A 14,275-nucleotide genomic window follows, 5' to 3' on the forward strand; every position below is an offset into this window, starting at 1 on the left:
AGCGATATGACAAGATTACTCCCCGCATACCCGTTGTTTGTGAAGGACCCGTATTTTTCGATTTGGTCGCCCGCGGAGCGGCTGAACGAAAAGGACGTCATTTTCTGGACTGGCGATACGAAAAAACTGTACGGTTATATCAAGGTCAACGGCAAGACGTATTGCTTTCTCGGGAGCGATAATCGATTCGAAAAAGCCGAACAAACCGACCTGAAAATTTCGGCGTTTACTACCGACTATACTTTTAAGGCGGGAAGGGCAAAGCTTAAATTGAGCTTTGTTTCTCCCTTGCCGCCCGATGATCTCGAAATGACGTCATGCCCCGTTTGTTACGTCAAGTATGAGATTAGCGGGATAAAAGACGCCGAGATAGTATTTGTCCTGGATCAAAGCATTTGCTACAACGGCGAAGACTTCAAAGAGGTTCGCGGCGGTTCGGTACGTATGCAGGGCTTTGAGACCGCGTTTTTCGGTTTGAAGCGACAGTTGCCGCTGTCCGACGATTCGGACAGGTGCGGCGCCGAATGGGGCTATTGGTATTTATCGGGTGAAAAATCGTATTATACCGACACCGACGGCGCCGCCGTATATTTGGCTTGCGGTATCGCGCCCGTCGCGGACAGGAACTATAACCGCAAGGTATTGCTTTCTTTTTCGTGTGCATTAAACGGCAAGATAATGCTCGGCTTTGACGATACGGTCAGCATTAAATATTTCGGGGAGTATCTTAAAGGCTACTATTTGAGCGACAAAACGATTTTCGACGCTTTGCAGGAAACGTTCGACCGTTCCAATGTGATAGATTCGCATCTCGACAAGCTCGATAGGGATTTGAAGACCCGTGCGCGCTCGATAGGCGAAGAATATACAAATATTCTCTACGCTTCGCTTCGGCAGTCGGTCGGTGCGCATAAACTCGTAAAGGACGGAAACGGAGAACTGTTGTTCTTGTCCAAGGAATGTTACAGCAACGGTTGTATTGGCACTGTGGACGTAAGCTATCCGTCCATGCCGCTGTATTTGTTGTATGATCCCGAGCTCGTCCGCGGAATGTTGCGACCCATATTCAAGTTTGCCGATATGCCGATTTGGAAATATGATTTTGCGCCGCATGACGTCGGGGCATACCCCGACTGCTGCGGACAGGTTTACGGCTTGCGTGAGGACGACGACATTCGCAACTGCGATTTGTTGGATATTCGAGAAAAGCAAACGCGCTTTCCCTTATGGCAGTTGCCCAAGTCCGCGGACGTTTACAGGTACGAAAGTCAAATGCCCGTCGAGGAGAGCGCCAACGTTCTGATAATGCTTGCGGCGGCGTATCGGGCAGACGGCAGTACGGATATCGTTCGGGAAAAGTTCGGCTTGCTTAAAAAATGGGCGGACTATCTTGTAGCAAACGGGCTTAAACCCGAGAATCAGCTGTGCACGGACGACTTCTCGGGGCATCTTGCTAACAACCTTAATCTCGCAATCAAAGCGACCGTCGGTATTGCGTGTTTTTCGACGTTGTGCCAAGCGATAGACAAAACTGAGGAAAGTAGCAGTTACCGAAAGACCGCCGAGCGTTTTGCTGCCGAAATCACCGAGTTTTTCAACAGCTTCCCGCATTCTCCGCTTACGTGGGATTCGGGCGAGGATACGTTCGGGTTAAAGTATAATTTGGCGTTCGATAAAATTCTCGATCTCGGTTTGTTCCCGCCCGAATTGCGGGAGCGCGAAGTCGATTATTATATCGAAAAAACTAACGAGTACGGGATTCCGCTCGATAACCGCGCCGATTTTACCAAATCGGATTGGCTGGTATGGACGGCGAGCCTTACCGACGACGCGGAAAAACAACGCAAAATATTAAGCGGAATAGATAAATATTTGCGCAACAGCGAAGACAGACTGCCCTTCGGTGATTGGTACGACACCAAGACGGGGCGACTTATCGGGTTTAGAAACAGGTCGGTCCAGGGCGCGTGTTTTATACTGCTTTTAGCGCACGGCAAATAAAAATGATTTGGGAGTAGATTATGAAGCACGATACGAATACGGTCATAAAACTTTCGCCTACCTTAAAGGATTATATTTGGGGCGGCTACCGTCTCGGCGAGTTGTTTGGCCGCGACAACGGCGGCAAGAAAATATCGGAGAGCTGGGAAGTTTCCGTTCATCCCGACGGCATGAGTAAATGCGCCGGCGGTACGCTCGCGGAATATTTAGAAAAAAATCCGTGTTCGGTCGATAAGGCGGGTAGCCCGTTTCCCATACTCGTTAAATATATCGACGCCAAGCAAAACCTGTCCGTTCAGGTTCACCCCGACGACGAGTTTGCTCGGCGAGTTGAAAACGATAACGGCAAGACCGAGATGTGGTACATAATCGAAGCCGACGACGGGGCGGGTATATACTGCGGATTTAAGCGCAAAACTTCGAAAAGCGAGTTTCTTCAAAAAGTAAAAGACGGCACGGTCGAGGAGCTGTTGAATTTCATTCCGGTAAAGGCGGGTGACTGTTATCTTATAACGGCTGGTACCGTTCATGCTATCGGCGCAGGGTGCGTTATCTGCGAGGTTCAGCAAAGCAGTAACATCACGTACCGCGTATACGATTATAACCGAAAGGACGCAAACAGCAATCTTCGCCCTTTGCATATCGATAAAGCCGTTGACGTTATCAACTTCGACGCGTTTGTCGACAGAACGGACAGCGGAATGTTTGTCGAGGTCGACGGCGGCAAACTCAGACATTTAACGCAGTGCAAATATTTCAGATGCCGCGAGCTGCTTTTGTCGGGCGAATATACGGAAACTGACGAGAACTCGTTTGTAACGCTCAACGTGCTTGACGGTGTCGGGAGTATAAACGGTACGGCATTCGTTAAGGGCGACAGCTTTTTCGTGCCGTGCGGCGTTAGCTTTACCGTTACGGGCGACGCAAGAATTTTGCTTGTAGATAAAAAACCGATTAAATACTATGCAGGCGTAGACGTAGGCGGAACGTTTATAAAATGCGGTATAGTGAGCGAGCTCGGCGAGCTTATCGTAAAAGATAAAATACCCACAGGAAACAGACGGGAATATACCGAGATAGCCAAAGATATTTCAGCGCTTATCTCAAGGCTTGCAAACAGGGCGGGCGTTAAGCTCGAAGCCGTCGGCATGGGCACGCCGGGAACGATAGACAGCGCAAACGGAGTGATAGTATACAGCAACAATATCGCTTGGGAAAACATTCCGCTCGGGCAAACAATGAAAGAGCTTACGAAGCTTCCCGTATTCATAACCAACGACGCTAATGCGGCCGCGCTCGGCGAGAGCTTTGTCGGCGCAGGCAGAGATTACAAAAATATCGTGCTCGTCACGCTCGGCACGGGAGTGGGCGGCGGAATAGTTTTGGACGGAAAGCTGTACGAGGGCGGACACTCGGCGGGCGCGGAGCTTGGGCATATCGTCATAAATATGCACGGCGAAAAGTGTACCTGCGGTAGGCGCGGGTGTTTGGAAGCGTATGCTTCGGCAACCGCGCTTATAAAGCAAACGCAGGCGGCAATGCAAAAAGACTGTGACAGCGTAATGTGGAAGCTGTGCGGAGGCGACTTGAACAACGTGGACGGGAAAACCGTGTTCGACGGAATGAAAGAGGGCGATAAATCGGCGAAGAAGGTATTTAATAAATATATCGAATATCTTGCCGAAGGAATTGCGAATATAGCCAATATATTCAGACCCGACGTTGTGCTTTTGGGCGGAGGGATATGCGCGCAGGACGAAGTATTGTTAAGGCCGTTGAGACGGAAGGTGGATGGTATGCTGTTCGGCGGAAGCGAAAATGCGCCCGTAATGATCGCAACGGCGACGCTCGGTAACGATGCGGGCACTATCGGCGCCGCGCGGCTTGCCATGTGCGGAGACGACAGGTAATTTATTTTAGGTCTTGATTTTTGCGTCAAAATGTGGGATAATTACCGTGTGGAGAACAAAGTATGGTCGCATGGCTTAAATTCTATTTTTTGAGTTTCTTTTCAAATCGAATTTCGAAAGAAGGTGCAACGCGCAGTATCGCAAATTCCATAGTAAGCCTTGTTTTGGCGTTTATGGTGATTTGTTGCGGACTGATAGCAGGGTACGTCGTGTCGTTTAATAAGCACTACGGCAGTTCGCCCGACTTTAGCGAGTTTGCGTATTCGATATTCGCGGACGGCGAACAGTCGATTGAATTATCGGTATCGAACGGGAAACTCAACGCGCTTATCCCTGACGGAGTTGAGTTTATCAATGGCTTCGCCGACGAATCGTGCGACTATAATAAAAACGGTTATTCTTTGGTAGTGGATACACGAGGGGCGTTGGATGCCGAGCAAAAAACAAAATACGCCGAGTATGCGTATAAATCGAACGTTGAGAATTATTTGATCTTGCTCGACGATACCTGTTTTTGCTCGTTTACGACGTCGGGCGGAATAACCGTCGAATTCGTGGGCGGCTATTTCGATATGCCAAACGGCGAGGTCGGGGGCGACCGAGAAAGTATCGATACGTTCGTAAAAGAGCTGTTCCGCAGTAGCGTGGGTACCGAGTTTTTGGTTTATTTAATAAGCGCGAGCAGAGTTGCGATTTTGTATTTGGCGGCGGTGCTGATTTTGGCGTTGATCGCCTATCTGGCGGTTAAGTTCCTAAAAAGCGAGCTGTGCGGAACGTATACGGAAACGTTAAAGATAATAGGTTCGTACGTATTCATATCGGCGATAATAGCATTTTTCGCAATACTCATTGCATCAACGTTTTTATCGCAAAGTACGACGTTTAATCTCGGTGGCATAATTTTTATCGTAGTATTACTTATTCGCACGGCTGTTGCGGTAATCCCTGCGATAATAAGTGACAGACGAAAAATGAACTCGAAAAATAATCAAGAAGAAATATGTTAGCGCAAGTTGCCGTATTTCTTGCGGTCAATAGGAAAATAGGCAAAACACAATGACGCATGAAGAGATAAAGAATATTATAGCCTACGCCAAAAGCCGTTTGGAGCTTGACGAGCGTGACGAAATATATAAAGCCAACCGAATATCGGAGATAGCGCAAAGCGGTTTGGATGGCGCAGAGTTAGAGGACGCAATATTTGGCGAGCTCTCGCTTTTGCCGTCTGCCGTAAACAACAGATTCGAAGCGTTATTTAAACAAAACGCCAAATCAGCAACCGATTGGCTGTACAATTATTGCATAAATAACAAGTATATAAAGAAATCCGTTTTGGACAAAAATCAGCGATTCGAAACGGCAAATGGCTTAATAATTACAATAAATAAGGCAAAGCCGGAATTTCGAGACCCCAATCTTGCCAAGAACGGCAACCGTGTGGAAGGTGGTTTTGCTAAGTGCGTTATTTGCCGTCAAAACGAGGGCAACGGCGAAAAAAATAAACGAAACTTGCGAACGGTGTCATTGACGCTCGGTGGGGAACAGTGGTTTTGGCAATATTCGCCTTATGGGTATTTTAACGAACACGGAATAGCGGTAAGCTGTAAGCATTCGCCTATGCACATAGACGGGCAGACGCTTAATAACCTTTTGGATTTTGTGAATATGTTTCCGCATTATTTCATTGGTTGCAATGCGGCACTGCCGAGGATCGGCGGAAGCGTACTGGCTCACGATCATTATCAGGGCGGTGGTGAAGTGTTGCCGCTGCATAAGACCGAAATTAGGACGAAAGTCTATGATAAAAGATTTCCCGATGTGACGGTGGGCATTCTCGACTGGCCGGGAACGGTATTAAGAATAAAAAGCGATAAGCGCAACGATATAATAGACGTAGCGGACAGAATAAGGCAAGCGTGGATACAGTATAACAATCCCGATCTCGGCATAATCGCTCGGGATGAGAACGGAATCCACAATGCCATTAGCCCGACCGTGATAAAGACGTCAGGCGGCTACGAAATGAACATTATATTAAGAAGCAATATTACGAGCGAGGAGTATCCCGATGGAGTATTTCATGCTCATCCCGAATATCACGCAATAAAGAAAGAGAGTATCGGGTTAATCGAAGCGCAGGGCTTGTTTATACTCCCGGGCAGGCTCGAAGAAGAATTGAACGAAGTCCAAATGCTAATAGTAGAAAAACAACCGTTACCTGAAATTTTTTCTCAATTCAAGCTTGTATACGACGAAACAAAGGCGTTGTATGAGAGCGGGAGATATAAGGATGTTAAAACTGCTATGCGGGACGAATTAGGTAGCGTATGTTATAGGATACTTCAAAATACGGCGGTATTCAAAGACGAAAAGGACTTTATTGTATTTCTCAAAACCGCGGGGTTTGAAGTATGACAGAATATGCTTACAGAGTAACTGCGGCGGGAAGGATAAATATAATAGGCGAGCATATAGACTATTGCGGCGGCAAGGTAATGCCGGCTGCTTTGTCGTTAAAGAATACCGTATATATTCGTCCCAACGGTACAAATAAAATAAATTTGTCGTGGACTACATTGCCTAACAAAGTTACGTTGGATATAGACAAGTTAGAGATCTACAAAGGCTTAAAATACGGGAACTACCAAGCGGGCGCGGCGTTGATGTGGCAAAGAGCCGGACATAAAATAATCGGTTGCGATATGTTGCAAGATTGCACCGTTCCGTTTGGAAGCGGGCTTTCAAGTTCGGCGGCGATTGAGGTTTCTACCATAGCCGCGCTTGCGACGATAGCGGGCGAGGAATTGGATACAGTCGATATTGCACTCAAAGCGCAGCAAGCCGAAATAGAGTATGCTGGCGTGAATTGCGGGATAATGGATCAATATGCCTCTGCTTGCGGAAGAAAAGACGGAGTGATGCTGTTGGACTGTAACACGTTAAACTGTAATTATTTACCGCTTCAATTGGGGGATTATTCGCTAGTTATAATAAACTGCAATAAGCCACACAATCTTGTACAAAGCAAGTACAACGAGCGTCGGCAGGAAACCGAGCAAGCGTTAAAAATATTGCAATCGGTGTTGCCCATAACATGCCTTGCCGAATTGACCGAAGATCAGTTCAACAAGTATGGGCATATATTAAGTGGCAAAGTCTACGACAGATGTAAGCATATAGTAGAAGAATGTGCGAGAGTAAATCATGCGGCAAGTGCTATGCAAAGCGGAGATATTTCTAGGCTAGGTCAGATTCTTAACGCTTCGCATAAGTCATTAAAGGATCTATATGAAGTGACAGGTAAAGAATTGGACACGCTTGTGTCCGTCGCCCAAAGACATGATGCGTGTATAGGTTCAAGAATGACGGGCGCCGGCTTTGGTGGTTGTACCGTATCTATTGTTAAAAAAGATGGAGTTGAATATTTCAAAAATGCTGTCACAAGAGAATATAAAGAAAAAATCGGTTACGATTGTAAAATATACGATGCCGAAATATCAGACGGTATTACGGTCACAAGCATTTAGGAGATATCTATGGCAACCAAAATGCGAGCGACCAAAACTGTATAACAAAAGAGACAAACATGATATGCATTTGATTTATATAACATTTCGATCTTGAAAAAACTCTCCAACAAATTATTTTCTCGGTTATAGTATTTTTTCTTTCATCTAATACTTTAAAAGCATTTTAAAAAGACTCGCCGTTGTATGAATCAGAGAATAAACCTGAGAACGACAAACTGCGATATGAAGAATGGTTTGGGGATACTTCAATGATGTCGTTATTGGCTATGTGTCTGTATTTTTCGAAAGAATAGGGGGTTATACATCTCATAGCTTTATACATTAAAGGCGAATCCGTCTCCTAATGGAAACGGGTTCGCCTTTAACTTGTTTGGTGAACTTGATGAAACTCGCGTCGAGCCGCAAGATTGGAATATGTGGCGTTATTTCGGCGTATTTAGGGCTGATAGTGCGCTGTGTCGCTAAAATGATTGTACTTGTGCAATGCTTGATATTTAAGCTATTTTATGCTTTAATGAGGATTAGCTTGCTAACGTGGCAAAATGGGTGTATTAATATTTATGCAGTTGACATTTGAATTCGGCACACACTGCGTGACGAATTCGACCAAGTGTAAAAACGCTACGCAATGCGTAGCGTTTTTGCTGTATCTCAGCAAATCCAATATTGGAGGTAAACAATAAATCTTATGTTAAAAAATCAAAAGAACAAATCAGGCTTTGATATGCCGAATTATCAGCTCGAGTCTCTGGCTAGAATTTTGCTCCCGATAATGCGAGAATATCTATCGTCCAAGCAAGGACAAAAAGATTACGTTGAATGGTGCAAGCAACGACAAGCACACCAAAATATTGGAGGAAGACCCTTATATCAAAAAGAAAAATAAACAACACCGGAATACCCGATTTCGTAATTGATTCCCTTGCAAGAGCATTACTGCCTGCTATACAAGCCTACTTTTCCACCGAAGAAGAACAAAGAGATTTCGCGGCGTGGCAAGCCGAAAGGAAACAAAGGCAACTGCATGAAAAATTGAATAACTGAAAAGAATCCCATTAGATTATATATGGATACCCATTGAAAAATACGGAACAGAGAAATCGCCGAAGTGGAGCGGTATATAAATAATATTTACTCCCAAAAGGGACTGCCGATAAGACTATGTTTAGAAAGGCAAAACAGCGATTGCATTAATTTGCAGTCGCTGTCTTTATTATTAATGGGCCATTAGGATTACCAATATAGATAGTTAGAACCATTTAAAAATAGCTAGGATATTGCCATTTCATTTATATAGCACATTTTTTTATTAAATCACAAAGATCTAAACTTAATTTACAAGCATCAACGCGCTCTGCCTCAGTTTTTGATTTATAATCTAACATAAGACATTGTGTTAATGGCGGATGCGGATTCATGCCGGTAATTTTAAGGATGATATTTGATTTATCATTTTTTTCGGCTTCTCGAAGGTCTTTGTCTAAAATCCATATTCTAAATTTTTGTCCTTGCCCGTTCGTTTGCCACACATAACGAAAATCATTGAACATGACACCTTCTAAAGATTCTGTATATACTACAACAGCAGTGATTTTTTTAAAAACTTCAGGATCAACATCAATGCTATTTGCGGCATTTTGATTCGTTAAAATCCCATTTATTTCATTTGTTAATAGTGACCAAGCCTCTAAAAAACTATTCGATTGAAAGTCTCGGTAAGACCAATTGATGTAAAGAAGATTTACTTCGTTTTCCGTAGGATAAGAAAATTTGCTTGCCGCACTATTAAGAAAGTCTTTTAGTTTAAGAACTCTTGGATCTAAATATTTAATGCTATTTTGTTCGCAAAAATGTTTTACTCTCTTTCTTCCATCTTCTGAAAGCAAAATGGTTGGAATAGCTATTTTTTCATTATAGTGCGATTCATGCGGGAAAGAGGGACATTTTACTTCGATATTAACTTGTACGGTCATTTCTTTCTCATTGGGATTTTTTATTGTTTTACATATTCGTTGCCCTATAAGAGTCGCTTCCGGATTTTTCTTGCTATCCAGGTGTAATGTCGGCTCATAAATATATTTATCCCATGGCATAAGTCCATAAAACGATAGAACAGCAATTTCAGACAGCGCTTCAAAAAAACTATCTTCTTGGTAATTAATCTTGCCTGCGGCTAGCTGATTAGCTATAAAATTATCTATTTTAGGGGTCCCAAACTTATTAGCTAAATATTGGAGCTTCCTGGACAAATTAATACAGAAATTTAAGCAAAACGATTCACTATTCATTGAGCCATCTTCATTTACTATTCCAAAAGAATCATAATTATTAGCAATCAATTGATCTTTTCCAACAAAATCATCCAATCTATTTTCAATTGCTCTAATTAGAAAATGATTATCTGAGTATTCGTCGAATAGTCCACGCTCCCAAGCGCTTTTTAAAAAGGTGTAGCAAGGATTATCTCCAAGAGGGAAACTTTGATTTTTTCTTAACATGATTTTACATCCTATATCTTTAAAGTATATCAAAAGCCAATTTGTAAAGTCCATCATATTATCGATAAAGGCGAATCGTCTACTATGCGAAGAGGCTGCTTTGAACTTGTTCAGTGAACTCTTGAACTCGTATCTGGTCGAAAGATTGGAATATGTGGCGTTACTTCGGCGTATTTAAATTGGATTGCGCGTTGTGTCGCCCAAAATGATTTTATAACCGAATAAATATCGCAAGATTATACCTACTTTATAATTAAATCTTTGTGGGTATTGCGTTGCCTTATTGGTTTAAGTTGGTAATCATCAGATGTTTCGTCAATTTCCATTTTATATACTGGAATATGCTGTTTATATGCAATGTTTCTCAATACTAACTCATCCGTGTCTTTTATTTTTCTACCCAAATAAAGCGCACACGGCTTTTTCCATATATTAGTCGTTTGATCTGTTGCATAGTAAGGTGAATTATAACTGACGGTCATACGCCATTCTTTTTCATAGTCCCAATCACTGAATTTACTGACGACAATTTTGGTTTGCATAAAAGTATCGGAACAAGTAACGGTTGACAATACTTTTTCACAGAATTCTTTTGATGCCGGTACGTTAGATAGGATACGTTGTGTAAACGTCAGCTGCATTATGTATCTTGCATATTCAGTGGCGTTTATCCTTTTATCTCTGTAAACTATTGGCAACAATAAATTGGTTTTTGGATCAAAACAAGTTACTCCAAGTTTTTTACATTGCCCGCATTCGTTATATTTTCCGTTTCTAAAATCATATGCTAACGCAAAACCAGAACTATTATTTGTATACTTTCCCCACATGAGTGGTGAACCTATGCGTTCGCTAAACGAAGATATTTTAACTACGTTTTGCACAGATTGAGTAATAAATGGAAATTGTTCCTTAAAGCCTTCCTCCGCCCATAATCTAATTGTTGAACTAATTTGTTTGATTCCATCTTCACCAGCCAATGATATCATTTGTTTAGCATTTTCAATATATTGGCCTCCAAATACTTCATATAAAGTAGGCGGGAGGCTACTACCGTCTTTTAATGCTTGTAAGAATATAAGATTTCCACTTTCGTCAAATAAGCTATGTAAATCCGATAGAATCCCTTTATTATCACTGTATAGTGTTGCATCATAGTCATCATTCATTTTTGCGCCTGTCGCAAACCAAATCTGTTCATTGCGAAATGCGTTTATGTTATTTTCATTACACTCCCGAAATTTATAAAGTTTAGATGGAGTATGCGTTTCAAGCCAGTTTGCTAACGGGCTAAACAAGTCTCGCTGTTCACTTTGCGTAACAGTAGAAGGTGTAAATGTATTATCAATAATTCTTAAATATGCTGCGTAGTCTTTTTCTTTCATGTGCATCAACTCCATTCTCTATACTTTATTATAGCATGAAATCTTATAAAAATCAAGAGAGCAACGATTAGCATAATAGCCATTATAATTAGTTAGAAATAATCTGTTGAAATGTTCCGAGTCGGTGCAATTTCGGTTTTATGATTTGTTAACTTGAATTTTTACTATTGAGATGCTATAATGTTGTTAAGATAATTGGAGCATACGTAAAATCATGAATTATAAACTTAACAATATAAATTATTCGCAAGTTATTCCCAAGTATATCTCAAATATTGAATTAGCTAATGACATACAACATAATATTAATTTCATAGAAAAATATGTTGATATAGTGGAGACGTATTTTGTAGAAGATTCCGATAAGCAACTAGCGTATAAACAACTTGGCATAATGGCATTTTCTTGTGTCGAAGCTTTCTGGAAAAATCTTATTTTGGCAATAAACAATAACTGCGCAAGTCGAAAATGCCATAAGAAATGCAACTATAGGGCGTTTAATTCTTTTGATGAATTAAATAGAGCCTCGCCTCGTCAAGTGTTGTCGCATTTGACGAATGTGCGAATACTGTATGTCCACCCTTTTGAAGAAATTGCCATCGAGGAATTGCAAAATCTAAGAAACCATATCCATTTAACTAGAGTTTTGTCAGACGGAAACAAGGCCACAAAATTCAACAAACAATTTGTCGAAGATATGTTGCGGTTATATTATGTAACAATTAATCAGGCTGAAATGAATGCGTGGTATTATAGCGAAGCTAATCCTTGTTTGCGAGATATGGATGGGGATTCTTACGAAATTAATCGAAAACAACAGCAACAGGAGCGTGAAAGATACTATACCGATAAAACTATTCTTGCGTTGATTGATATATTTTATGAAAAACAAATAAATGAAAAAAATGCCTACTTTCTTAGTTTGCTATCTAATTCTAAGGTTTTAAATGTGGAATATTTAATCGATGATATAGGTAAATGGCTTTATTATGAGGGCGCGCATTTTCGAACAGAAGAATCTTACCAAGAGGCAATTAAAAAGTTTTACTTAGCAATTAGTAAATATGCGCCAAATTATAACTGGGCCGCAAAGATAGAATCTCAAAGAAAATATTATCAGAAGTTTTTTAATGTAGTTAGCTGATATGAAAATGTAATATATCATTAAGTTTGATCATTGGTTTATGATATATTATTTATTATATACACATCTGACATATATAAGTAATATATTTTCACAAAGGCAAAAAGAAGAGACAACTCGAAAGAATTTGAATTGCCTCGTTTTGGTGAACTTTAGCACGGCCCTAGTGAATTAACAAAAATGAATCATTGGAGATATTGTTATTGCTACGGGGAAATATAATTGACTTTTCCTTTTTCTACGATTAAAACAATCTTTTAAATAAAACTCATAATGAAAGAGCAAGACGAAAAATCTTTTTGTGTTGGTCGCCGAGCTTTGGAAAAAATAGAACAATTTTCCACAAAAAGGAAAAATTTCCGACGTTTTTCGTGTAGATATAAATAGGGTCTTTATGCTGAGTTTTTGGTATATTGGCTTGAATTTTTGGTGTGCGAATGAGTGTCGCGTTTTTGAAAGAGGACATATACAAATTACATCTGTCATATTGCCAGCGCTTTTTTTGTGAAACTTTATTTTTGCAGCTGTTTACAAAGTTTTAGCATTATTATTTGTCAAATGGCTTTACAAAAATTGAGTGCTAATTATGATTGAGGTAAACTTCAATTTTATAGGCCTTTATATTTTCTTATCAATACTTGACTTAAAAACATAGATGGTTTATAATAAGGGCAGGTTTAGTGTCCAATTTCAATTTTACATACTATTTATAGGATTCAAGAACTACTAATGTCGGTGATTACAAATGAAAAAAAGATAATAGGCATTGACTTATTCTCTGGTGCCGGAGGATTATCGCTCGGCGCCGAAATGGCGGGAGTTGAAGTTTTATTTGCTGTGGAGAATGACCCATATGCAGCAAGAACTTATAAAATAAATCACCCCAAAACCAAAGTTATTTGTGAAGATATTAGAAAAATCGACAAGCTACCATTTTATAACAGTAACGGGTCTTTAATACTTTTTGGCGGCCCTCCATGTCAGGGTTTTTCAACTTCCAATCAAAAAACACGAAATAAAGAAAACGCGAAAAATTGGTTATTTCAAGAATTTATCCGAATCGCAAATCAACTTGAACCCGATTGGATTGTTTTTGAAAATGTCAAAGGGATTGTAGAAACTGAAAAAGGTTATTTTATTAAGGAACTAACTGGAGAACTTGAACAGCTTGGTTACACATGTACTTCCATGGTATTATGTGCGTCTGACTATGGAATCCCCCAAATTCGATCCAGATTTTTTTTGATTGGTTCAAAAAAAGGTATAAAACCTAAACTACCAGAACCAATTACCACTAAAGTTTCCGTAAGAGATGCAATTGAAGATTTGCCTTCATTACCTAATGGAGCATCTCAAGATGTATTACCATATCCGCTTGAAGCCAAATCCGATTATGCAATACGTTTGAGAAATGGGGGAACATCCTGTAGCGGTAATCTTGTAACAAAAAATTCAGAAATTATAATTAAAAGGTATAACCACATTCCCCAAGGGGGGAATTGGGAAGATATTCCAGATGAATTAATGAAGAATTACACCGATAAATCTAGGTGTCATACTGGTATCTATAGACGACTTTCGGCTGGTGATCCTTCAGTTACTGTAGGGAATTATAGAAAAAGCATGCTGGTGCATCCATGGGAAAATCGTGGGTTATCTGTAAGAGAAGCGGCAAGATTACAATCTTTTCCGGACTCTTACCGCTTTTATGGTATGCTTGGGCATCAACAACAACAGGTTGGGAATGCCGTCCCCCCTATGTTAGCAAAGATAGTCTTCGAGATGATTACAACCATACAATAGGAGA

General features: G+C 40.9%; 9 protein-coding genes. 7 read left to right on the forward strand and 2 right to left on the reverse strand.

Going from position 1 to position 14,275, the window contains the following annotated elements:
• Positions 1-6: 6 nt before the first annotated feature.
• The 5 genes from HDT28_01720 to HDT28_01740 all read left to right on the forward strand — a co-directional run bounded on the left by HDT28_01720 (position 7) and on the right by HDT28_01740 (position 7,438).
• Positions 7-2,001 (forward strand): DUF4965 domain-containing protein, encoded by a 1,995-nt coding sequence (locus HDT28_01720; GenBank protein MBD5131303.1) that lies wholly within the window; start codon positions 7-9, stop codon positions 1,999-2,001.
• Positions 2,002-2,021: 20 nt separating this feature from the next.
• Positions 2,022-3,911, forward strand: a complete 1,890-nt coding sequence (locus HDT28_01725) for an ROK family protein (GenBank protein ID MBD5131304.1) — start codon at positions 2,022-2,024, stop codon at positions 3,909-3,911.
• A gap of 62 nt (positions 3,912-3,973) precedes the next feature.
• Positions 3,974-4,918 (forward strand): hypothetical protein, encoded by a 945-nt coding sequence (locus HDT28_01730; GenBank protein MBD5131305.1) that lies wholly within the window; start codon positions 3,974-3,976, stop codon positions 4,916-4,918.
• A 49-nt stretch (positions 4,919-4,967) separates the two neighbouring features.
• The gene (locus tag HDT28_01735) at positions 4,968-6,326 is read left to right on the forward strand and encodes a galactose-1-phosphate uridylyltransferase (protein MBD5131306.1); all 1,359 of its coding nucleotides are present in this window, start codon (positions 4,968-4,970) and stop codon (positions 6,324-6,326) included.
• A complete protein-coding gene (locus tag HDT28_01740) occupies positions 6,323-7,438 on the forward strand; it encodes a galactokinase (GenBank protein ID MBD5131307.1) in 1,116 nt (371 codons plus the stop codon). Before HDT28_01735 ends, HDT28_01740 begins: the two co-directional genes overlap by 4 nt.
• 1,292 nt (positions 7,439-8,730) lie before the next feature.
• On the opposite strand, the gene HDT28_01745 is transcribed toward HDT28_01740, so the two are convergent.
• Both HDT28_01745 and HDT28_01750 read right to left on the reverse strand, forming a co-directional pair.
• Entirely contained in the window at positions 8,731-9,939 is a 1,209-nt protein-coding gene (locus tag HDT28_01745; GenBank protein MBD5131308.1) for a hypothetical protein, read from the reverse strand.
• Positions 9,940-10,181: 242 nt separating this feature from the next.
• The gene (locus tag HDT28_01750; protein MBD5131309.1) at positions 10,182-11,324 is read right to left on the reverse strand and encodes a DUF2971 domain-containing protein; all 1,143 of its coding nucleotides are present in this window, start codon (positions 11,322-11,324) and stop codon (positions 10,182-10,184) included.
• A gap of 214 nt (positions 11,325-11,538) precedes the next feature.
• Here HDT28_01750 and HDT28_01755 point away from each other — a divergent pair, with 214 nt between their 5' ends.
• Positions 11,539-12,468: a hypothetical protein gene (locus HDT28_01755; GenBank protein ID MBD5131310.1), complete on the forward strand. Its 930-nt coding sequence runs from the start codon at positions 11,539-11,541 to the stop codon at positions 12,466-12,468.
• A gap of 729 nt (positions 12,469-13,197) precedes the next feature.
• Positions 13,198-14,271 carry a DNA cytosine methyltransferase gene (locus tag HDT28_01760; protein ID MBD5131311.1) on the forward strand — a complete coding sequence of 358 codons (1,074 nt, stop codon included), beginning with the start codon at positions 13,198-13,200 and terminating at the stop codon, positions 14,269-14,271.
• Positions 14,272-14,275 lie beyond the last annotated feature (4 nt).

This window comes from Clostridiales bacterium (assembly GCA_014799665.1).
Lineage (GTDB): Bacteria > Bacillota > Clostridia > Christensenellales > Pumilibacteraceae > Anaerocaecibacter.